The following is a 21406-nucleotide window of genomic DNA, read 5'->3' on the forward strand; positions in this document are numbered from 1 at the left end:
CGTTCCCGGGCAGTCACACGGTTTGTTGTGCCGACGGAGCGGTCACCGCTCACACCGCGTGGGCGATGGTCCCTTCCGGACGACACCGGCCCGCATCATCCCTTCCGGACGACACCGGCCCGCATCATCCCTTCCGGACGACACCGGCCCGCATCACTCGATCGAGATCCGGCGGACGAAGGGGAACGCCCGGATCTCGTTTATCAACGCACCGTCCAGTTCCTCGTCGGTAATGACGTACAGTACCGGTTCGTCGGTAAACTCCGGATCCTCGCTTATCGTCTGTCGGATCGAAATATCGTTCTCCGCGAGTAGCCCGGTTACCGTGGCGACGATTCCCGGCTCGTCGGCGTCGGTGACTTCCACAGTGAGGACCGTCAGATCCAACACCGGCGCGAGGTCCATGAGCGAGGCGATCGCGGAGATGTTCTGAAAGATCCGTCGGAGCTGTTCGTCCGCCAGGATGGCGTCGGTCGTCGCGTCGACGACCCGGCGGTCGACGTCTATTTCGCGGGCGATCCCGGTGTTCGGGATCTCGATCCCGCCGGAAACGACCCGCCCCTCGTCGTTGACGGAGAACCCCCGTTCGAGCAGCAGACGGATCACCGCCTGTTGGCTCGGGCTGTCCTCGAATTTCCGCATGATCTCGTCGAACACGTAGGGGCCTCCGGATTCTGTGGGTAAATCATTCGGGGTTCAGCGCCTATCGCGCTGTGGCAGCAAACGCTTCGCATGCCAAGACACGTATACGCACCCGACGGATACAACGAACATGCACTAGTGTATCGACGGTGAGTGGATAACGGAGTACGAAGCGACGGACGAGGAGGGGGCCTTCCAGCGACAGACGACCTCGTTTCGGGACCGGGTCGATCCCGAGGACGCCGAAGCCGGGCGGTATCACCTGTATGTGAGCTACGCCTGCCCGTGGGCCCACCGAACCCTCATCACGAGGAAACTGCTCGGGTTGGAGGACGTCATCTCGGTCGACGTCGTCGACCCGTTCCGCGCCGAGGACGGCTGGCAGTTCACCCCCGAACGGGAGGGCTGTACGACGGATTCGATCAACGGCTTCGAGTACCTGCGGGAGGCCTACGTCGAGGCGGATCCGAACTACACCGGTCGCGTGACCGTCCCGGTGCTGTGGGACAAAAAAGCGGGGACGATCGTCAACAACGAGTCCCGCGAGATCATGCGGAATCTGACGACCGTCTTCGCCGAGTTGGGCAACGGCGTCGACCTCGCTCCGGCGGCGGTTCGCAAGGACGTCGACGCCGCTCTCGATCGGATCTACGAACCGATCAACAACGGCGTCTACCGGGCGGGCTTTGCGGACACGCAGTCGGCCTACGACGAGGCGGTGTCCGAACTGTTCGATGCGCTCGCCCACTGGGATTCGGTCTTGGAGGACCGGCGATACCTCGTCGGTGACCGGCTCACGGAGGCCGACGTCGCGATGTACACGACGCTCGTCAGATTCGACGAGGCGTATCACACGCATTTCATGTGTAATCGCGAACTCATTCGGGAGCACGAGACCCTCTGGCCGTACCTCCGGGACCTCTATACGACCGCCGGGTTCGGCGAGACGACGGAGATGGACCACATCAAGGAACACTACTACACCACCCATCCGGACGTGAGCCCGAAGCGGATCGTGCCGATGGGTCCCGATCCCGACTTCGAGGCCCCCCACGACCGCGACGAACTTCCGGGACGTCCCCCGGTGCGCTGAGCGCGGACCCGCGTTTTTCGAGAAAGCCCCGGTTCGGCCTTCGACCCGGCCGGTAACGTTATGTGGTACCGTGGCATACATAGGCACACGTATGCCGGACACGAAACGAGGTCGCGAACGGAAAGGTCAGATGAAGCGAGAACAGCGCCGCCGCTACGAGATCGAACAGGCGATCGAAGCGCGCGATCGGGACGTCGACTTCGAGGAGCTCTACGAGGACGTGGAGATCGAGTTGGCTGAAAAATAGGGGGGCCGAACTACCGGGGATACCTCTTTCGCGCTACTCGCGCCCCGGTGATGCGATCGCGTCACGAACACCTCGTCGGCGGTCCGTGTGGGCAGTGTTTTCTACAGGCGGGGCAGGCCGAGTGCCTCGGGGTCGTACGGAAATCGAAGTCTTCCGTGATGACGAGAGACGAAGTCTCTCGAACCACTTGACCCCGAGGCGGTTCACCGTTCGGCGAAGTAGCTGGTAAAAAAGCCCGAGAGGAACGCCGAGACCGCGACGGCGAGTGCGACCTCGTGGAGGACCCACGGGCTATCGTCGTCGTCAGCCGCGACGACGGTGACGGCGACGCTGATTGCGAGCGAGATGGCTCCGTTGGTGAGGTGTTTGCAGATTCCCATATCCGATCGTACGAGCGGAGCGAAATAACTCCCCTGCTTTGCGTTCCGTGCGTCGGGCCCGAATCGTGGCCTGCCCGTCACTGTCCGCCGGCGATCGAACACGGAAACCGGTTTGTCGCTTCCCCCCGAAGCCGCCGTATGCACGTCGTCGTCGCCGGGGGCGGCCTCGCCGGATTGGTCGCCGCGCGGCACCTCGCCGAGGCCGGGGCCGAAGTGGAACTGTTCGAGGAGCGCGAGCGCGTCGGCGGCCGCGTTCGCTCTCGAACCGTGGACGGCTACACGCTCGATCGGGGTTTTCAGGTCCTCTTTACCGCCTACCCCGCCGCCCGCCGGGAACTCGACTACGACGCGCTCGATCTCCGTCGGTTCGCTCCCGGGGCGACGATCGCGCGGCCGAACCACCGGTCGACGCTCGCCGATCCCGTCGGCGATCCGGGCGCGACCCTGCCGACGCTGTTGAATCGCGACGTCCGGACGGCCGACAAACTCCGGCTCTTTCGGCTCCGGCGGGGGCTCAAACGACGGACGTGGGAGGACGTCCTCGACGGCGGGGACGCGACGATCCGCGAGTATCTGGCCGAGCACGGCTTCTCGACGGCGTTCGTCGAACGCTTTGCGGCCCCTTTCTACGGCGGAATCACGCTCGATCGCTCTCTCGGAACGTCGAGTGCGGTCTTCGAGTACACGTTCAAGGCGCTCTCGGAGGGCGATACCGTCGTTCCCGCCGGTGGGATGGGTGAGATTCCGGCCCAACTCGGCGCGCGAGCGGAGGCCGCGGGCGCGACAATCGAGACCGGCGTCGCCGTCACGGGGGTCGACACCACCGCCGACACACCGACCGTCGAAACCCGGTCGGGGACCCGCTCACCCGATGCCGTCGTCGTCGCGACGGATCCGAGGACCGCCGCCGAACTGACCGACGTCGGGACGCCCACCGGGGGGAGATCCTGCGTGACGGTCCACTGCTCGCTTCCCGAGCATCAGGTGCTCGATACGGGATCGCGGATCGTTCTGAACGCGGCCGATGCCGAACCGAACACCGTCGCCCCGATGAGCGCGGCGGCCCCCGAGTACGCGCCGGAGGGCCGACAGCTCCTGAGCGCGACGTTTCTCGGGTCCCGACCGGAGCCAGACGACGAACTCGCGGGGATCGTCCGTGACGCGCTCTCGGCGTGGTTCCCCGAGCACCATTTCGGCGGCTTCGAGGCGGTCGGCGTCGACCGAATCGAGTTCGCCCAGTTCGAGCAGCCGCCGGGATTCCGCGATGCCGTACCGACGGTCGATTCGCCCGACAGTCCCGTCTTCGTAGCCGGCGACTACACCGAGTGGTCATCGATCCAGGGGGCCTTGAAAAGCGGTCGGCGAGCGGCCGAGGCCGTCCTCAGAGATCGGACGTAGCCGGCGCGTGCCCGCGACGAATCAGCCCAGCGTGTCCGGGCGAAGCCCCGCTCGCGCTTCGACCATCGAGTCCCCGGCGGGGATCCCGCGATAGCCGACGATCCCTTCGACCCCGCAGCCGTCGAAAAGGATCGGGACGAACGGCCAGTTGGCGACGAGCCGGTCGCCGTCGACGCGGGCGAACACCGTCCCGTCGTCGACGATAACCGTCCGGACACCGGTCTCTATAGTAGAGATCGGAAGACAATACACACTCGGCCGCACGCCGGAACCGATCGTCATTCGGTACGACGACCGCGAACTCGTCGGGGCCTGGACCGTACGTCCGAACGACCGGGTCGGCGTCCGGCGTCTCCATACCCTCCGTTGGACGGCGACCGGTTTGAGCGTTCGGGGGCCGAACACGCCACCGTCAAGGGGGTGCTCGGAGTAGGGGGGATATGGCACGGCCGGTCACCGAGGCTGTCACGCTGCTCGACGTCGCGTGGCCGGAGCCGATCGGCGCGAACGCGTATCTGGTCGACGACGGCGAGGTGACGCTCGTCGACGCCGGCGTTCCGCTTCCACGCCGCTCCCTCTCCGACGAGATACGGGCCGCCGGCTACGCCACCGGGGAGATCGACCGCGTCCTCTTGACCCACTACGACATCGACCACGTCGGCGGACTGGCACGCGTCGACCTCGACGCCCCGATCTATCTCGGTGCCCTCGATCGCCGTCTCGTCCGCCGATCGTGGTCGCCACCGTGGAGCCACCACAAGGGGGCCTTCCACCGACTCGTCCGCCGGGTGTACTCGCTTTCTGGGGTCGACCTCCGGGGCGTCTCGGACGGCGACCGGATCGGTGGGTTTCTCGCGTATCACACCCCCGGACACAACCCCGGACACACGGTGTATCTCCACCCCGAATCGGGAGCCGCGATGCTCGGCGATCTCGTCTGGAACACGTCCGGGGCGTTCGTCTCCCCCCCGTGGATCGACTCCTACGACACCGGCCGAATCGCCGACAGCATCGACCGGATCGCCGAGGAGCGCTTCGAAGCCGCCTGTATGGGGCATGGGGAACCGGTTCCCGCAGGCGGACGGGACGCCCTCCGAGCGCTCGCAGCCGAGTTGGCGGGTCGGTCGTGATCGGGCAAGCCGTCGGGAGACCGTGGCCCGAGCCGGGACCGGGGGCGGATCGGCCGTATCAAAAACCGTGACGTTGAAGCGCCCCGACGGTACACTCGGCGGTATGCACCCACGCGCCGAGGCGTTCAAGCGGCGAGCACACGCGGAGTACGGTATCGAAGTCGACGTCCACGAATTCCCCGAGGGGACGAAAACCGCCGCCGAGGCGGCCGAGGCGGTCGGATGTTCCCTCGAGCAGATCGCCAGTGGGATCGTCCTCTCGGCCGACGACGGGTTGATCGTCTCCGTCACGAGCGGTGCGAACCGCGTGAGCACGGCGAAGATCGCCGCCCTGGTCGGCGTCGGCGAGTCCGGGATCTCGATGGGCGACGCCGCGGAGATCAAGGAGACGCTCGGATGGTCCATCGGCGGCGTTCCGCCGTTCTGTCACGATACCGACGTCCCGGTATTCGTCGACGAGACGCTATCGGGCTTTGAGGCGGTGTGGGCCGCCGCCGGTACGCCGGAGGCCGTCTTTTCGATTTCCCCCGAGCGGCTCGTCGAGGCCGCCGATGCGACCGTCGCCGACGTCCGCGAGTGAGCGATTGTACGGACTGTCCGGGCCGCGTCCCGACGAGGGTGTTATCCGCTGTACTGACGATTCCGCCGTATTGGGGGTCGGTCACACGACGCTGCATCCACGGAAACGTGGTGTTATATCTGGTTGAACTACTACCAATCATTACTATTTGAACGGGTTTCGAAGGGGCAATATTAATATGTCCTGGGGTATATTTCATAAATATGGTCGACACGACGCGACGGCAGTTACTCACGGCGACGGCCGGGGTGGGCGGTATCGGGCTGTTTGCCGGCTGTATCGGTAGCGATGCGGGTACCGACAGCGCACCGGCGACCGGATCCGCCGATCGGGGGACGACCGCACAGGCGTCGTTTTTCGTCTTTGGCGACATCACCCAACAGATCGCCGGTGACGCTGCCACGGCGGAACTGCTGGTACCGGTCGGGCAACACGGCCACGGGTGGGAGCCGGGTCCGAACGTCCGTCAAGCGATCTACGAGGCGGACCTCTTCGTGCATGGCATGGAGAGCTTCCAGCCGTGGGTCGACACGATCGTCCGGGATCTCTCGGCCGACGGGGCCGGCGTGACGACGCTGGACATCGGTCGCGGGGTCGACCTGCTCGAAGCCGGTGGCGACGACGAGCACACCGACGACGAGCACACCGACGACGAGCACACCGACGACGAGCACACCGACGACGAGCACACCGACGACGAGCACGATCGCGGGTCGGTGGATCCACACTTCTGGATGGACCCGCTCCGCGTGAAGGAGGCCGCCGAGACCGTCCGTGAAGGCCTGATCGACGCCGACCCCGACAGCGCGGACACGTACGCCGACAACACTGCGCGGTTTCGGACGGAGCTCGATGCCCTCCACGGGCGAGCCGAATCGATCGTTGCGGACGCCGGCACGGAGACGATACTCGTGGCGGGTCACAACTCGCTGCGGTATTTCGGGGACCGGTATGGCATCAACGTCGAATCGCTGACCGGCGTCTCCCCGGACGACATCCCGACGCCCAGGGACATCGAACGGGCCCAGTCGATCATCGACGACCACGACCTCCAGTACGTCTGTGCCGATCCGCTGGAGTCACAGCGGGCTGCCGACCAACTCGTCGCGGAAACCGACGTCGAGGACGTGCTCGATCTGACGGCGATGCCCGGGTTGACCGAGGCCTGGGAGTCAAAAGGCTGGGGCTACGTCGACGTCATGGAGAACGTAAACCTTCCAACGCTGGAACGCGCACTGAACGCATAATGGGTCTTATCGAGGTTCAAAACGTCTCGTTCGCCTACTCCGACCGCCCCGTGGTCGACGACGTCTCTCTCACTGTCGAGGCCGGGGAGTTCTTGGGGCTCGTGGGGCCGAACGGATCGGGAAAGACTACCTTGCTCGAGTTGATGATCGGCCTCCGAAAGCCGGACCGGGGGTCGGTCCGGCTGTTCGGCGAGCCGGCACACGCGTCGGCCGAGCGCGATCGGGTCGGGTTCGTCCCGCAGAACGTCGGCGACACGACCGGGGAGATGCCGGTGACAGTGCGGGAAGTCGTCCGCATGGGTCGGTATCCCCACCGGCTCATCGGCCGTTTCCGTGACGCCGACCGGACCGCCGTTACCGACGCACTGCGCCGTGTCGATATCACGGACCTCGCCGACCGACGGGTCGGCCGGCTCTCGGGTGGCCAACGACAACGGGTCTTCATCGCCCGCGCGCTGGCGGCCGACGCCGACCTGTTGGCCCTCGATGAGCCCACCGTCGGTGTCGACGCGGAGTCACGCGAGGCTTTTTATACGCTGCTGCAGGAACTGAACGACGAGGGGATCACAATCATCCTGATCGAACACGACATCGGCGTCGTTACGACCCACGCGTCCGAGATCGCCTGTCTCAACCGGGAGCTGTTCTTCCACGGCGATCCCGAGGCGTTCGTCGAGACGAACGCCCTGGCCGACGCCTACGGCGGCACCCAGTCGATCGTCCACCACGATCACTGATGTCGAACGCACTCCTTCCCGCCGCGTCCGGCATATCCCTGCTTGCGACGGCTGTCGACCGCGGCGTCGGATTCCTCCTCGATACCCTGTGGGGCACGATGCTGGACCTCCTCGCGCAACTGACCGGCATTGGCATGCTCGGCTTTCCGTACATGCAGCGGGCGTATCTGGCCGCGATCTGTATCGCGGTGATCGGCCCGCTAGTCGGCGGCTTTCTGGTCCACCGCGAGATGGCGATGATCGCCGACACGCTTGCACACTCGGCGTTCGCCGGCGTCGCCGCCGGCCTGTTCGTCAACGCCGTGTACGCGGTCGCCGTCCCCCCGCTTTTGTCCGCGCTGATCGTCGCCGCCGTCGCGGCCCTGTTGGTACAGACACTCGTCGACTATGCGGGGGCCTACCGAGATACCTCGTTGGCGATCGTGCTCACCGGCGCGTTCGCGGTCGGCAGCGTTCTCATCACGGCGACTGACGGCGGTATCGCCGTCGGGATCAACGCGTATCTCTTCGGGAGTTTAGCGACCGTCTCGCGTTTCAACGCCGCCCTCCTGGTCGCGATGAGCGCGGTCGTCACGATCGGGATCACACTCGCCTACCGGCCGCTCGTCTACATCACATTCGACGAAGTCGGCGCGCGCGCCAGTGGAATCCACGTGAAACGGTACAACCAACTGCTGGCGGTGTTGACCGCGGTCGTCGTCGTCGGCGCGATGCAGATCATGGGCGTGATTCTCGTCGCCGCGATGATCGTCGTGCCGGTCGCTACGAGTACCTCGGTCCGTGGTTTCAAGCGCTCGATCGCGGCGGCGGTCGGCGTGGGGCAACTGGGAACGATCACCGGCGTCACCCTGTCGTATCAGTACGACGTCGCGGCCGGCGGTACCATCGTCCTCGTCGCGATCGGGCTCTACGTCGCCACCAAACTCGGCGTTCGGGCCGGCGGCCGAACGGCTACCGAGACGCCGGGTCGGGCGGCCCCCCGGACGGCGGACGGCGGCGACGAACCGCGGTGAGCCGCCGGCCACGGACGTCCCTTCTGCCCCGATGGCGGGGCATCGGACTCGAAACGTCCATCAGATGCCACCGGACGCCGGTCTCGCGCCCGGCGAGTCGGAGAGTATTTTTTTCCACGGGCCGTACGACGTGATAGATGGTACGGGTACCCGGAGTGTTCGATGCCGAACGTGTCGCAGTCGTCGGGGCGACCGAGCGTGAGGGCTCGGTTGGGGCCGCAGTGATGGAGAACCTCATCGAAGACTTCGACGGTGAGGTCCGGCCGGTGAATCCGAGCGTCGATCAGGTGTTCGGGCTGTCCTGCGTGGACGACGTCGAGGAGACGAACGCCGATCTGGCGGTCGTCGTCGTCCCGCCGAAGGCGGCCATCGAGGTCCTCGAGTCCGCCGGGGATGCCGGGATCGAGAACCTCGTCGTCATCACGGCGGGCTTCAGCGAGGTGGGGAGTGAGGGCGTTGCTCGCGAGGCGGAACTCCGCGAGATCGCCGAATCCAACGGGCTCAACGTCGTCGGGCCGAACTGCCTCGGCGTTGTCTCGACGCCGTCGGGGTTGAACGCGACGTTTAGCCCGCGCAATGCGCTTCCCGGACGGATGTCGTTCATGAGCCAATCCGGTGCGCTCGTGACGGCGATCCTCGCGTGGGCCGGCGACCGCGGCCTGGGATTCAAAGACATCGTCTCGCTCGGCAACAAGGCCGTCCTCGACGAGGCCGATTTCGTCGAAACGTGGGGTGACGACCCCGACACCGACGTCGTCCTCGGATACCTCGAGGGGATCGACGACGGGACCGGGTTCGTCGAGACCGCCCGTGAGGTCACCCGAGAGACCCCTGTCGTCGTCCTCAAATCGGGGCGAACCGAGGCCGGCGCACGGGCGGCGTCGTCCCATACGGGCGCGATCGCGGGCAGCGAGGCGGCCTACGAGGCCGGCCTCGAAAAGGCCGGCGTGATCAGAGCCGACTCCACCGAGGAGCTGTTCGACTTCGGGGCGATGCTCTCGGGGGGCGACCTCCCCGAGGCCGACGGCGTCGCCGTCGTGACGAACGCCGGCGGTCCGGGCGTGATCGCGACCGATGCGATCGGCGACGCCGACCTCGAATTGGCGACGTTCGCGGACGAAACCCGAGAACGGCTTCGGGATGCGCTCCCGTCGACGGCGAGCGTCCACAATCCGGTCGACGTCATCGGCGATGCACCGGCCGAACGGTTCGATGCGGCCCTCGATGCCGTCCTCTCCGATCCCGACGTCGGTGCCGCCGCCGTCATCGCCTGTCCGACCGCCGTCCTCTCGTTCGATCGCCTCGCGGAGACGATCGCCGGACTCAAAGAACGGGAGTCGGTCCCGCTTGCGGTCTGTCTGATGGGCGGATCCGCCGTGGAGGCCCCCTCGGAGACGCTCTCGGCGGTCGGGACGCCGACGTATTTCGATCCGACGCGGGCCATCCGGAGCCTCGATGCGCTCCGGCAGTACCGATCGATCCGGAACCGGACGTACGAGCCGCCGGAGACGTTCGACGTCGACCGCGGGACGGCCCGATCGATCCTCGAACGGGTCGAGACACAGGACGACAACCGCCTCGGAATCGAAGCGATGGACCTCCTCGACGCCTACGGAATCGAGACGCCGGACGGAGCCGTCGTCGACTCCCCGGGCGCGGCGAGGGCGCTCGCCGAACGGATCGGCGGCGACGTCGTCATGAAGATCGTCTCTCCGGACATTCTACACAAGACCGACATCGGCGGCGTCGAGGTCGGCGTGTCGATCGGGGACGTCGAGGACACCTACGAGACGCTCGTCTCCCGGGCGCGGAGATACCAGCCCGACGCCCGGTTGCTCGGCGTCCAGGTACAGGAACTGATCGATCCCGAAGCGGGTGTCGAAACCATCGTCGGCATGAACCGCGATCCACAGTTCGGGCCGCTTTTGCTCTTCGGTCTCGGCGGCGTCTTCGTCGAGGTGTTGGAGGATACGACCGTCCGGATCGCGCCCGTCTCCGAGCCCGAGGCCGCCGACATGCTCACCGACATCGACTCGACGCCGCTGTTGCGCGGGGCCCGGGGACGAGAGCCGGTCGACGAGGCGGGGATCGTCGAGACGATCCAGCGGCTCTCCCAGCTCGTGACCGACTTCCCCGCGATCGTCGAACTGGATATCAACCCGCTCGTGGCGACGGCCGACGGCGTCGTCGCGGTGGACATCCGCCTTACCGTCGATCCCGAAACCCTATGACCCTACTCGTTACATCACTCGAAGAGAGCACAGGAAAGACCGCCGTCGCGCTGGCGCTCGGCACGGCCGCCCAAGCGCGAGACGAACGCGTCAGCTACATGAAGCCGAAGGGGACCCGCCTCCAATCGGCCGTCGGGAAAACGCTGGACGAGGATCCGATGCTCGCCCGCGAGGTGCTCAATCTCGACGCGGCGATGCACGAGATGGAGCCGATCGTCTACTCGCCGACGTTCGTCCAGGAGGCGATCCGGGGCCGGGAGGATCCGGACGCGCTGCGGGAGCAAATCAAAGACAGCTTCGAGTCGGTCTCGGCCGACGCCGATCGGACGATACTCGAGGGCGGCGGCTCACTCACCACCGGCGGTATCGTCGAGTTGACCGACGTGGATCTGGCCGAACTGCTCGATGCGACCGTTGTCCTCGTGGCCGGGTTCGAGGACCCCGGCGACGTCGACGAGGTGCTCGCGGCCGCCGATCTCCTCGGCGACCGACTCGGTGGCGTCCTCTTCAACGACGTTCCCGATGCCGCCTTCGATACGCTCGCCAGCGACGTCGTCCCGTTCCTCGAAGGACGGGGCATCCGCGTCTACGGGACGGTCCCGCGGGACGAGGACCTCGCCGGCGTCACGGTCGGGGAGCTGGCCGAGGAGATCGGTGCCGACCTCCTGACCGACGGGGTCTCGACCGACGGTCGCATCCGCCAGTTCGTCGTCGGCGCGATGTCCGCCGAGGAGGCTCTCGGACAGCTCCGGCGGATCCGCGATTCGGCGCTCATAACCGGCGGTGACCGGACCGACGTCCAGACCGCTGCGCTCGAAGCGTCCGGGATCGAGTGTCTCCTCCTGACGGGGGGACTTCGCCCCCCGGAGACCGTCCTCGGCCGCGCCGCCGCGGCCGACGTTCCCGTCCTGTCAGTCAGGACGGACACCGCGACGACGCTCGACCGGACGGACGCGGTAATGAACACCGGGAAAACGAGAGACGGGACGACCGTCGAGCGGATGGGACGGCTCCTCGAGGACTACGCGGACGTCGATGCCCTGTTGGGTGGGCGCTGACACCGACGGAACGCGACCGAGCGTCTCCCCTTGACGGGGCGACGGTCCCCGATCGGGAGCCGGCGGGAAACGGTATCAGGCGGCGGATTCGACCGCCTCCACCAGCGTGGCCTTGTCCTGGACGCCGACCATCCGCTCGTACACCTCGCCGTCGGCGAACAGATACAGCGTCGGGACGCCCTGGACTTGGTACTCCGTGGCGAGGTCTTGGTGGGCGTCGATGTCGACTTTTAGCACGGTCGCATCGGTTTCAGCCGCGACCTCGGCGACGGTCGGGGCGAGCATCTTGCAGGGTCCACACCAGTCGGCGTAGAAATCGACGAGAACGACCGAATGCTCCTCCAGCAGCTCCTGGAAGTGCCCTGCCCCCCCGACGTCGATCGGCTCCTCCGGCGACTCGGGCGATTCCGCCCTCGCGGCCAGCTTCTCGCGTTTTTGTCTCCGGATTTCCTCGATGTCTTCCGTATCGCTCATAGACACGGTACGGCAGTGAGAAAATTAATTCCTTCGGGGGTGTGTGCCGCCGACGCCGATCCCGGAACGGACCACCGCCGGGGGACTGTGCACAACCGTCGTTTCATCGGGCCGTCCACCGACAACAGTTAAGGGGAGCCGAGACGACCCGCCTCCATGGAGACAGAATCGACGCCACAGGAGATCACGTCGCTCGTGGGCCGGGAAGTGTATTCGAACAACGGTGTGTTCGTCGGCGAGATCGAGGACATCCAACTGGACCTCCAGCGCGAAGCCGTCACCGGCCTCGCGTTGGGTGACGTCAATCGGGAGCTGTTCGAGACCCGCCTCTCGGGCTCGAAGGGCGTCATCGTCCCGTACCGGTGGGTCCGGGCCGTCGGCGACGTCGTACTCGTCAACGACGTGGTCGAACGTCTCAGCGAACCGGACGGCGAGGAAGCGGCGGCCTAGCTGCCGTTCGACCCGTCGTTACTGCTCCCGCTTTCGACGCCCATCGCCTCGAAGAGCTTCGAGCGGACCGCCTGCTCGGTGAGTTGTAACAGCGTCTCCCGGTTGTCGCCGGTGATCTCCAGCCCGGTAAAGATGCCGAGCGGGATCTCCGCGGAGGCGTCCGTCGAATGCCCCCGAACCTCGCCGATCTCCTCGAAGGCGTCCTGTAGCACGTTGCCGATGTTGATCCGGATGTCCTTCGAGCGGGCCGCAAGATAGATCGTATCGTCCGCGATGGCGAACACCGCCGACGTCGTGATGCCCTCCAGGTTGAGGAGGTGTTGGGCCGCCTGTGAGAGGGCGTCCCGGTCGCGGATGAACCCGGCGTTCGAGACCAGATGCGAACCCTTCACCTCGCGGCTCCGGATCGCCTCGGCGAGCACGTCGAGCGTCTCGGGACTCATCGACGGCGACTCGACCTGTTCGAGCGTGTCGTGGTTCGCGAAGGGGTACAGATACGCTGCCGCCGTCAGGTCGGCGGGCGTCGTGTCCCGTTTGAAATCGAGCGTCTCGGCTCTGATCCCGTACAACAGCGCGGTCGCGACCTCCTCGGAGAGGCTGAGATCGAACTCCTGGACGTACTTGGTCATGATCGTCGACGTCGAGGAGACGTTCGACCGGATGTCGCTGAACGTGGCCCCGTAGTCGACCTCCGGCTCGAAGTGGTCGATCAGGATATCCACGTCGCCGTCGACGACCGGCTCCGTCGCCTTCGCGCAGTCGACCAACGCGAGCGTGTCGTACTCCTCGAGGTTCGTCTCGGCCAGCGAGACGAGCTCGATCCCGAGCAGATTGACGAACGCCCGGTTCTCCTGGTGGCCGATTTCGCCCTCATAGAGGATGTCGGCTTCGACATCGCGCGAGCGGGCGATGGCCTGTAAAGCGACCGCCGAGGCGATGGAGTCCGGGCCGGGCGAGCGGTGGGCGAGGATCCCGACGGAGTCCCCACCGTCGAGGAGATCCGACAGCTGTGTCGCCTTGTATTCGAGCTCGCCCTGTTCGAGCGCACGGAGCGCCGAGTCGGCGATGACGGCGGAGGGGTTGATGACGACGTCCGCACCCGCCGCCCGGAGCTCGTCGGCCATGACCGGGTCGGACGCCCGGACGATGATAAACCGATCGCCCTCCCTGTCGCCGAGGTTCTCGACGGCGGCCAGGTTCGCGTCGACGTCCGGCGAGAGAATCAACACGACGTCGCGGTCGGCGACGGCTTCGGCGGCCGCCTCGGCGTGGATGTCGGCACGGCGCGCGTCGAGGTCTTGGTCTCTGAGCGCTCCGACGCGCCCCTCGTCTTGATCCAGGATGAGGACGTCTTTGTCCTCCGCGACTAACTCCTCCGCGACGGCGTGACCGACGCTACCGCACCCGAGGATCGCATACGTCGACATCGACGCCATCGAGATCGCGGTGCTCATTATACCGCCAACGAAGGGGTACTATCACTTAATACGACCGTCCAGTTCCTGCCGTGGCAGACACTCCCCATCGGTCCGAGGAACGCAACGTATTTCAAGCGACCGCCGGTACGTTTGATCGCAGGGCCGATAGCTCAGTCAGGGAGAGCATCTGGCTCTTAACCAGACGGTCGGGGGTTCAAATCCCCCTCGGCCCGTTTTTGCGACGAACGGACGTGAGGAGCAGGGCGGTCCGGGATATGAATCCTGGAAGACGCAGCGCGAACGGCGTGAGCGACCGTTTTCGTCCGGTTCAAATCCCCCTCGGCCCGTTTTTGCGACGAACGGACGTGAGGAGCAGGGCGGCCCGTGTTTTGAATGCCACCAAGCAGTGCCGAGCGAAGCGATGTCTGCTCGCCACGACGAGAAACCCCATACAGTCCGGATCGCGGTCGTCGCCCGATCACGCCGGATACGTCCCGTCGAGCCGTGTCCGTTCGATCACGGCATCCTCAATCGCCGAACGGAGGGCATCGGCGTCCGTCCCTGGCGGGAGTTCGAGTTGTGCATCCAACGCGAAGAGTTCGAACCGGTATCGGTGCTCTCTGTCCGGCGGGTTCGGTCCGCCGTAGCCGGTCTCGCCGTAATCGTTCGCTCCTTCCGTCGCGTCCTCCGGCGTCCACCCCTCGGGGATCCTCGCCGTCCCGGGTGGGATATTCCAGACGACCCAGTGATCCCATACCTTCCCCGCCGGTTCGACCGCGTCGGGATCGTCCACGACGAGAGCCAGCGACTCGGCCCCGTCGGGGACGTTCTCGATTTCCAGCGGTGGGTTCACGTTCTCGGCCTCGTAGCCGTGCTGTTCGGGGATCCGTCCGCCGTCCGCGAACGCCGGGCTCGTGAGTGTGAGTTCGTTCATCTGTGTTGTTCCTCCGGTTGAGGGGTGTCGCTTTCCGACAGCGGCTTCGATCCCGGGATACTATATCTTTGTGCCGATCGGACGTACGAACTCACGCGACCTACGGCCGTTCGGATACTGAATCGGATCCCCCATCCGGAGCGGTTCGATCACGCTCGGCGAGCGCACCGACGGCCAAGACCAGCGCGTACAACAGACAAAATCCCAACAAAAAGATGAGTACGATCAGGTCCGGATCGGCGTAGCCGCCCCCGGCCGCCGAAGCGACACCCCCGGCCGCCGAAGCGACACCCCCGGTGGCCGGGGACACAGCAGCTACTGTGAGGCCGCTTCCCGTCATCGTTCGGCGTCGGTGCCCGGACGTGGATCCCATGCGTTCGCCCCTCGATCTTCGAGCATTATCAGGGCTGCTAGGAGGGGAACGTATCCCGACGTAGCGGTCGGTAGTCGCAGTCGGGATAGATCTCGATCTCCGGCCACCCCTCGACCCCCGTCGTCAGATGCATCCGGTCCGTCACGTCTTCCATCGCGTCGAGGACGCCGTCCAAAAGCACCGCGAGCTGGCGGTAGGCGACGGCGGTTCCGTCACCCTCGCGGCCGAACGCCGCCTCGATGACCTCATCCCGTACGGTATCGGCCTCGCCTTCGAGGGCGCGGATCGTGCTCACCCCCTCCGTGATCGATCCACCGTCGTCGGGCCGGATCAACGCCCCGATGAACTCTCCGACGACGCGTTCGAGTTCGTCCATCGCCGCGACGGCGATCTCCGCCATACGCGAGAGGCCCCCGAGGCAGTCCCCGCGGCGCGTCGGCGCGATGGCGAGGAGTTCCCCGGCGAACTGCTCTGCGGCGTTCGCGATCGTATCGAGCCGCTCGTAGAGTTCGAGCATCCGGTCGGTATGGCGGTGATCCCACTCCGCGACCCCCCCGGTATCCCTTCCGGCCGCGTCGGTGAGGAGTCGCCCGAGTTCCAGTTTGAGCCCGTCGCAGTCGCTCTCGACGTTCCGCATCCGGGCGAGGATCGGCCGGTAGGCCCGTCCCTCCCCGTAGCGTCCGAGGAGTACGGGAAGCGCGGCCACACAGTCCGCGAGCCGTCCGAGATACCGCCGGGTCGTCGCGTCGAGACGCCGGCCGAACGCGATCGGGTGATCCGCTCTCATCGTCCGTCCCTCCCTCCGGTCGGTTAAAGGCGGTTGCTATGACCCCTCGATAGCGCCCGATACGGGGTGTAAACCGGACGTAGTGCTATATTGCGCTACGTACGGGGACCGCTTGCTTCCCTGCGAGGACGGGCGTACGTCGGTGCCGAACGATTCGGGCATCACCCTCCGCAGTTCGACATAGCTCGTTCGACCCGCCGTCTGTGTTCCGCGACCGTCTCCAACAGCTCCGCGACGAGCGACATCACCGGATAGTCGACGTCGAGGTCCTGATACAAGTACACGGTCACGTCGGGGACGTCGCCGGGGAGTCGCTGGATGCGCCGCTGATCGAAGATCGCGTCCTGTCGTCGGTCGGAGAGCGCCGCACAGTTCTTCGCTATGACGCGCAGCCGAGCCCGGTAGGCGTCGAGGGTGCCGAACCGCATCTCCCCGAACTCGGCCGAGTCGAGGTCGGCACACTCCGCCGCGAGTGCCTCGAGTTCGGACTGTGCCTCGAGAACCGACTTCCGCTCGCGGTCAACGGCGTCGACGAGCGACTCGCGGGCGGATTGGGAGGTTTCGACCGCCGACAACAGCGCTCGCTTGCACCGGCCGTTGAACACGGTGCCGTCGGTGAGCGCCGAGGCGATATCGGGCGAGAACTCCTCGGCGAGGCTCTCGACGTAGGTGTCGTCGTACTCTTCGACGTAGTGTGGGGCGCTCATCAGCGTCGATTCGTAGGCCTCCCGAACCCGCCGGAGCCCCGTCGCGGTGCTCGATACGCCGGCCGACACCCCGACTGGCTGTCGGTTTCGGGGCGTGTATCGCTCCGTCGGAATCGAGCGAACCCGATCCGCGAACGCCTCGAGGGCCTCGAGTTCGTCCGAGATCCGCCGTCGCTCGCGCCGGAGTTCCGACACCGCCGCTGCCAGCCGGTCGTCGACGTCGATTCGAGTGGCGGACGCGTCCATACCTGTCGGAGGGTCGATCTACGTGATAAACGGTCGTAATTGGGATATAGGTCCGGACGTAGCTATATATGGCCGTACGTATCGGCATGGCGTGAGCCGTTACACTGCCACGGTACGGGCCGTTACACTGCCACGGTACGGGCCGTCATCCGTCGGTTCCTCCGAGCGTTTCTCCCCCGTGGTGCGGAACCCGTCTCGATGTCGCGTCGGTAGTGGATCGTTCCGTTCTCGCTCACCACGCAAAAATAAATATGTCTATATAGCACTCGATTGTGGAATAGTTTCAATCGAACCAGTAGAGACCGATCTACAGTACTCATAGCATCCTCTTTATGCCTATCTCGGAAATCAGCAGGTGATGGCACCAAGCCACTTCGACGGACTGACGCGGCGTAACGCGATCAAAGCAATCGGCGGTGCGGGCGCGTTCGCCGTGGCCGGCTGTACCGAGACCGAGGGCAACGGAAACGGTGACGGGACGTCCGGCGGAAACGGAAACGGTAGCGGCGAAAACGACATGTCCGGCGGCAGCGAGTCGGAATCGCTCTCCGGGGCGATCAACATCGCCGGCTCCAGTACCGTCTTCCCGTTGATGTCCGCCGTCGCCGAGGAGTACTCGGAGGAGAACCCCGACGTCAGCGTGGACATCAGCTCTACCGGATCCGGCGGTGGCTTCTCGAATTACTTCTGTGTCGGTGAGACCGACTTCAACAACGCGAGCCGGCCGATCAAGGGGGAAGAACAGGACCTCTGCTCGGAAAACGACGTCGAGTACATCGAGTTGATCGCCGCGACCGACGCCCTGACGGTCGTTATCAACAACGACAACGACTTCGCGACCGAGATGACCATCGACGAACTCGCACAGATCTGGCAGGAGGGCGCAGCGGAAACGTGGAGCGACGTTCGCGACGAGTGGCCCGACGAGGAGATCGAGCGATACGGGGCCGCGGACACCTCCGGTACCTTCGATTACTTCGTCGAGAACGTCCAGGGCGCGGAGGCCGGCCACACCGACGACTACCAGGCGACGGAGCAGGACAACACGATCGCCCAGGGCGTCGAAGGCAGCGAGTACGCGATCGGCTACTTCGGCTTCGCCTACTGGTATCAGAACCAAGATCAGATCACGCCCGTCGCGATCGATAACGGCAACGGGCCCGTCGAACCGAGCCTCGAGACGGCGGCGTCCGGCGAGTACCAGCCGCTGTCGCGGCCGCTGTTCACGTACCCCTCGATGTCGTCGCTCGCCAAGGACCACGTCGCCGATTTCGCCCGGTACTTCGTCAGTCAGACCGACAACGAGCAGATCGTCGCCGAGGAGGTCGGCTACGTACCGGCGACGCAGGACGTCAAAGAAGAACAGATGCAGAAGCTTGAAGACGCGATCGAAGAAGCACAATAGTACATGTATGATGATCCGGCGTCCCCTCTGTCCACCGCCGACGGTCCGACGGCTCCCAGCCGTGCGGGAGACACCACACTCCGCTGTATGCCCCAACGAAGGTGATGGCTCGTGAGCAGCGGTACTGAGGCGCCGGACCTCCAGCGATCGAGCGGCATCGAGCGCATCAAAGAGACCGGATACGGCGGCGTCTTCGTCGCGTGTGCCGCCGTCACGCTGTTGACGACGATCGCGATCTTCGTGACGCTGCTCTCCGATGCGTTCGCGTTCTTCATGCAGGTGCCGGCCACCGAGTTCCTGTTTTCGACCGAGTGGAGTCCGAATCCGCTGGGTGGCGGGCAGGTGTTCGGTATCGTCCCGCTCGTCATCGGGACGCTCACCGTGACGATCACGGCGGCGTTAATCGCGATCCCGATCGGGACGCTCACCGCGATCTACCTCAGCGAGTACGCGACGTCGCGTCTCCGGTCGATACTGAAGCCGATGTTGGAGGTGCTCGCGGGCATCCCGACGGTCGTCTACGGCTACTTCGCGCTCGTGTACGTCACACCGGCGCTGCAGGCGACCCTGTTTCCCCAGATGAGTACGTTCAACGCGCTGTCGGCGTCGCTCATGGTCGGCATCATGACGATCCCGATGGTGTCCTCGATCAGCGAGGACGCGATGAGCGCCGTCCCGGACTCGCTGCGACAGGCGGGGTACGGCCTGGGCGCGACGAAGTACGAGGTATCGACCGGCATCGTCGTTCCCGCGTCGCTGTCGGGGATCGCCTCCTCGTACATCCTCGCCATCTCGCGTGCCATCGGCGAGACGATGATCGTCGTCGTCGCGATGGGCGCACAGGCGAATATGCCCGACGTTCAGCGGGCGATCCTCGGGATTCCGTACATCCACCCGGGCGACGTCCTCTTCGACCCGGGGATGACGATCACCGTCTCGATGGTACAGATCGCCGGCAGCGACCTCACCGGCGGAACGGTCCCCTACGACGCGATGTTCGCGCTCGGATTGGCCCTCTTTGTCGTCACGCTGATTATGAACGTACTGAGTGACCTCATCGCCGAACGATATCGGGAGGAGTACTGAATGGCGGTCGAACGGGACACCGCCGACTCCGGCTTCGGGGAAGTCAGCCGGATCAAAGGCATCGCATTCCGGTATCTCTCCTTCGGCGCATCGGTGATCGGCATCCTCGCGCTGGCGGCGTTGTTGGTGTACGTCTTCGTCGACGCGTTCGATCTCGCCAACGCGAGCCCCGAGTGGCTCCTCACGTACTTTTTGACGCTCGTCGCCCCCTTCATCGGGTTCTGTCTGTACAGCGCCGGCGACCGGGAACTGCTCGGACGGACGGTGCTCGCGTTGGGTGGCGGCCTCCTCGGAACGGCCGTCGCCTTCGAGGCGATCGAGCTCCTCGTTCGGCCGATCCCGCGGCTCACGTGGCCGGTCGCGTATCTGTTCGTCGTTGCGGTTCCGGTCGTCGGATACGTTCTCTTCGCCGGTGCACAGAAACCAGTCGGCCGGACCGGCTTCGGCCTGCTCGGCCGACCCGTCGGTGGGGCCACACTCGGCACCGCCGTCGCCATGCTGTTCATCGTGTTCGATATGCGGCTGTGGTTTCTGGTGTACACGCTCGGGATCTTCCCGGCCGGCCTCGTTCGCGCCTACGGCGGCCTTCGGGGCGCAGGCCGGCTGGCCGGACTATCGGTTCCGATCGGTGTCGTCGGCGTCGTCGCGGCCGCGTTCCTCCGAAACGTGATCCGTACGTACCCGACGTCGCCGCTCATCTTCGCGTGGACGTTCGGCGTGCCGATCGCGTTCGCCGCCGCCACGCTCGTCGGTTCGCGCGGCGCGAGCCGGGAATCGGCCGCGGCGGTCGGCGTGGTCTCGCTCGTGGCCGCCGGCCTCGGGACGACGCTCGGCTCCTCGGCCCTTCCGGACGGATCGACGGTGCTGGTGCTCGCGGCTACGGTCGCGCCGACCGCCACGTACCTACATCGCACCGTGGAATCCGGCGAGGGGCTGTCCGGACTGGCGCTACCGGTGCTTCTCGGCGGCGGCGCCCTCGCCGGCGCGGCGATCGTCGGGGCATTCGGGATCCCCGCCCCGGATCCGTGGCTCGATCCGGGCTTCGTCACGGAGGCCCCCTCGCGAAACGCCGTCGAAGCCGGCTTGTACCCCGCGATCGTCGGATCGGTCATCATTATCGCGATCGTCGCGCTACTGTCGTTCGTCCTCGGCGTCGGCGCGGCCGTCTTCCTCGAAGAGTATACCGCCGACACCGGGATCGTGGGGGGGATAACCCGAATCATCCAGATCAACATCGCAAACCTGGCTGCCGTCCCCTCCGTCGTCTACGGGCTGCTCGGGCTCGGCCTGTTCGCGAACCTGCTCGGGTTCGGGTTCGGGACGGCCGTGACGGCCTCGCTGACGCTATCGCTTCTCATCCTGCCGATCACGGTCATCTCGGCCCAGGAAGCGATCCGGTCGGTGCCGAACGATCTCCGGCAGGCCTCCTACGGGATGGGGGCGACCCGCTGGCAGACGACGAAAAACGTCGTATTGCCCGAGGCGCTGCCGGGGATTTTGACCGGTACGATCCTCGCATTGGGGCGGGCGATCGGCGAAACCGCGCCGCTCATCATGATCGGCGCTGCGACGACCGTCTTCAGCGCGCCGAACGACGTCTGGAGTCGGTTCAGTGCGATGCCGATGCAGATCTTCGCGTGGTCGGACTTTCCCCAGGCGGAGTTCCGATACGGGGTCGTCGCGGCCGGCGTTGTGACGCTTCTCATCGTCCTGCTCAGCATGAACGCGACCGCGATCATCATTCGGAACAAGATGGAACGAGGCACCTAA

The 21406-nt window shown here is 65.8% G+C and carries 23 protein-coding genes and 1 tRNA gene; 15 read left to right on the forward strand and 9 right to left on the reverse strand.

Annotated features, from left to right (window positions below; translation table 11 throughout):
• Nucleotides 1–153: 153 nt before the first annotated feature.
• Nucleotides 154–657 (reverse strand): TrpY family transcription regulator, encoded by a 504-nt coding sequence (gene trpY / locus HZR14_RS01530; protein WP_181691111.1) that lies wholly within the window; start codon nt 655–657, stop codon nt 154–156.
• Nucleotides 658–784: 127 nt separating this feature from the next.
• On the opposite strand from trpY, the gene HZR14_RS01535 reads away from it, so the two are divergent.
• Both HZR14_RS01535 and HZR14_RS01540 read left to right on the forward strand, forming a co-directional pair.
• On the forward strand, nt 785–1735 hold the full coding sequence (locus HZR14_RS01535; protein WP_370464942.1) for a glutathione S-transferase family protein: 951 nt from the start codon (nt 785–787) through the stop codon (nt 1733–1735).
• 91 nt (nt 1736–1826) lie between these two features.
• Nucleotides 1827–1982 carry a hypothetical protein gene (locus tag HZR14_RS01540; protein ID WP_181691299.1) on the forward strand — a complete coding sequence of 52 codons (156 nt, stop codon included), beginning with the start codon at nt 1827–1829 and terminating at the stop codon, nt 1980–1982.
• Nucleotides 1983–2185: 203 nt separating this feature from the next.
• Here HZR14_RS01540 and HZR14_RS01545 read toward each other — a convergent pair whose 3' ends face one another.
• The gene (locus tag HZR14_RS01545) at nt 2186–2362 is read right to left on the reverse strand and encodes a hypothetical protein (protein ID WP_181691112.1); all 177 of its coding nucleotides are present in this window, start codon (nt 2360–2362) and stop codon (nt 2186–2188) included.
• 138 nt (nt 2363–2500) lie between these two features.
• On the opposite strand from HZR14_RS01545, the gene HZR14_RS01550 reads away from it, so the two are divergent.
• Entirely contained in the window at nt 2501–3760 is a 1260-nt protein-coding gene (locus HZR14_RS01550) for an NAD(P)/FAD-dependent oxidoreductase (protein WP_181691113.1), read from the forward strand.
• A 21-nt stretch (nt 3761–3781) separates the two neighbouring features.
• Here HZR14_RS01550 and HZR14_RS01555 read toward each other — a convergent pair whose 3' ends face one another.
• Nucleotides 3782–4042 carry a hypothetical protein gene (locus HZR14_RS01555; protein WP_181691114.1) on the reverse strand — a complete coding sequence of 87 codons (261 nt, stop codon included), beginning with the start codon at nt 4040–4042 and terminating at the stop codon, nt 3782–3784.
• A gap of 158 nt (nt 4043–4200) precedes the next feature.
• Here HZR14_RS01555 and HZR14_RS01560 point away from each other — a divergent pair, with 158 nt between their 5' ends.
• The 7 genes from HZR14_RS01560 (at nt 4201) to HZR14_RS01590 (ending at nt 11756) form a co-directional block, all read left to right on the forward strand.
• Nucleotides 4201–4890, forward strand: coding sequence for an MBL fold metallo-hydrolase (locus tag HZR14_RS01560; RefSeq protein WP_181691115.1), 690 nt, complete (start codon nt 4201–4203; stop codon nt 4888–4890).
• A 103-nt stretch (nt 4891–4993) separates the two neighbouring features.
• On the forward strand, nt 4994–5470 hold the full coding sequence (locus HZR14_RS01565) for a YbaK/EbsC family protein (protein WP_181691116.1): 477 nt from the start codon (nt 4994–4996) through the stop codon (nt 5468–5470).
• Between the two features lie 203 nt (nt 5471–5673).
• The gene (locus HZR14_RS01570) at nt 5674–6717 is read left to right on the forward strand and encodes a metal ABC transporter substrate-binding protein (RefSeq protein ID WP_181691117.1); all 1044 of its coding nucleotides are present in this window, start codon (nt 5674–5676) and stop codon (nt 6715–6717) included.
• On the forward strand, nt 6717–7454 hold the full coding sequence (locus HZR14_RS01575) for a metal ABC transporter ATP-binding protein (protein ID WP_181691118.1): 738 nt from the start codon (nt 6717–6719) through the stop codon (nt 7452–7454). The genes HZR14_RS01570 and HZR14_RS01575 overlap by 1 nt, the downstream gene beginning before the upstream one ends.
• On the forward strand, nt 7454–8467 hold the full coding sequence (locus HZR14_RS01580; protein ID WP_181691119.1) for a metal ABC transporter permease: 1014 nt from the start codon (nt 7454–7456) through the stop codon (nt 8465–8467). The genes HZR14_RS01575 and HZR14_RS01580 overlap by 1 nt, the downstream gene beginning before the upstream one ends.
• A 137-nt stretch (nt 8468–8604) precedes the next feature.
• A complete protein-coding gene (locus tag HZR14_RS01585) occupies nt 8605–10698 on the forward strand; it encodes an acetate--CoA ligase family protein (protein ID WP_181691120.1) in 2094 nt (697 codons plus the stop codon).
• Complete coding sequence (locus HZR14_RS01590) at nt 10695–11756, forward strand: phosphotransacetylase family protein (protein WP_181691121.1); 1062 nt, start codon at nt 10695–10697, stop codon at nt 11754–11756. The genes HZR14_RS01585 and HZR14_RS01590 overlap by 4 nt, the downstream gene beginning before the upstream one ends.
• Nucleotides 11757–11831: 75 nt before the next feature.
• Here HZR14_RS01590 and trxA read toward each other — a convergent pair whose 3' ends face one another.
• On the reverse strand, nt 11832–12230 hold the full coding sequence (trxA, locus tag HZR14_RS01595; protein ID WP_181691122.1) for a thioredoxin: 399 nt from the start codon (nt 12228–12230) through the stop codon (nt 11832–11834).
• Between the two features lie 156 nt (nt 12231–12386).
• Here trxA and HZR14_RS01600 point away from each other — a divergent pair, with 156 nt between their 5' ends.
• On the forward strand, nt 12387–12680 hold the full coding sequence (locus tag HZR14_RS01600) for a PRC-barrel domain-containing protein (protein ID WP_181691123.1): 294 nt from the start codon (nt 12387–12389) through the stop codon (nt 12678–12680).
• Here HZR14_RS01600 and HZR14_RS01605 read toward each other — a convergent pair.
• The gene (locus HZR14_RS01605; RefSeq protein ID WP_181691124.1) at nt 12677–14134 is read right to left on the reverse strand and encodes a DHH family phosphoesterase; all 1458 of its coding nucleotides are present in this window, start codon (nt 14132–14134) and stop codon (nt 12677–12679) included. The genes HZR14_RS01600 and HZR14_RS01605 overlap by 4 nt on opposite strands.
• A 123-nt stretch (nt 14135–14257) precedes the next feature.
• On the opposite strand from HZR14_RS01605, the gene HZR14_RS01610 reads away from it, so the two are divergent.
• Nucleotides 14258–14331: transfer RNA gene (locus HZR14_RS01610), tRNA-Lys, on the forward strand.
• Between the two features lie 245 nt (nt 14332–14576).
• Here the strand turns inward: HZR14_RS01610 and HZR14_RS01615 are convergent.
• The 4 genes from HZR14_RS01615 to HZR14_RS01630 form a co-directional block, all read right to left on the reverse strand.
• On the reverse strand, nt 14577–15032 hold the full coding sequence (locus tag HZR14_RS01615) for a YbhB/YbcL family Raf kinase inhibitor-like protein (RefSeq protein WP_181691125.1): 456 nt from the start codon (nt 15030–15032) through the stop codon (nt 14577–14579).
• Between the two features lie 100 nt (nt 15033–15132).
• Complete coding sequence (locus tag HZR14_RS01620) at nt 15133–15372, reverse strand: hypothetical protein (protein WP_181691126.1); 240 nt, start codon at nt 15370–15372, stop codon at nt 15133–15135.
• A 70-nt stretch (nt 15373–15442) separates the two neighbouring features.
• Nucleotides 15443–16192 carry a DUF47 domain-containing protein gene (locus HZR14_RS01625; RefSeq protein WP_181691127.1) on the reverse strand — a complete coding sequence of 250 codons (750 nt, stop codon included), beginning with the start codon at nt 16190–16192 and terminating at the stop codon, nt 15443–15445.
• 161 nt (nt 16193–16353) lie between these two features.
• Nucleotides 16354–17145: a DUF7260 family protein gene (locus tag HZR14_RS01630; RefSeq protein ID WP_181691128.1), complete on the reverse strand. Its 792-nt coding sequence runs from the start codon at nt 17143–17145 to the stop codon at nt 16354–16356.
• A gap of 358 nt (nt 17146–17503) precedes the next feature.
• Here HZR14_RS01630 and HZR14_RS01635 point away from each other — a divergent pair, with 358 nt between their 5' ends.
• From HZR14_RS01635 to pstA, 3 genes are all read left to right on the forward strand, one after another.
• On the forward strand, nt 17504–18550 hold the full coding sequence (locus HZR14_RS01635) for a PstS family phosphate ABC transporter substrate-binding protein (protein WP_181691129.1): 1047 nt from the start codon (nt 17504–17506) through the stop codon (nt 18548–18550).
• Between the two features lie 111 nt (nt 18551–18661).
• Nucleotides 18662–19636, forward strand: coding sequence for a phosphate ABC transporter permease subunit PstC (gene pstC / locus HZR14_RS01640; RefSeq protein ID WP_181691130.1), 975 nt, complete (start codon nt 18662–18664; stop codon nt 19634–19636).
• Nucleotides 19637–21406 carry a phosphate ABC transporter permease PstA gene (gene pstA, locus HZR14_RS01645; RefSeq protein ID WP_181691131.1) on the forward strand — a complete coding sequence of 590 codons (1770 nt, stop codon included), beginning with the start codon at nt 19637–19639 and terminating at the stop codon, nt 21404–21406.

Source organism: Natronomonas salinimetallica (assembly GCF_013839515.1).
In the GTDB taxonomy this organism is placed as follows: Archaea; Halobacteriota; Halobacteria; order Halobacteriales; family Haloarculaceae; genus Natronomonas.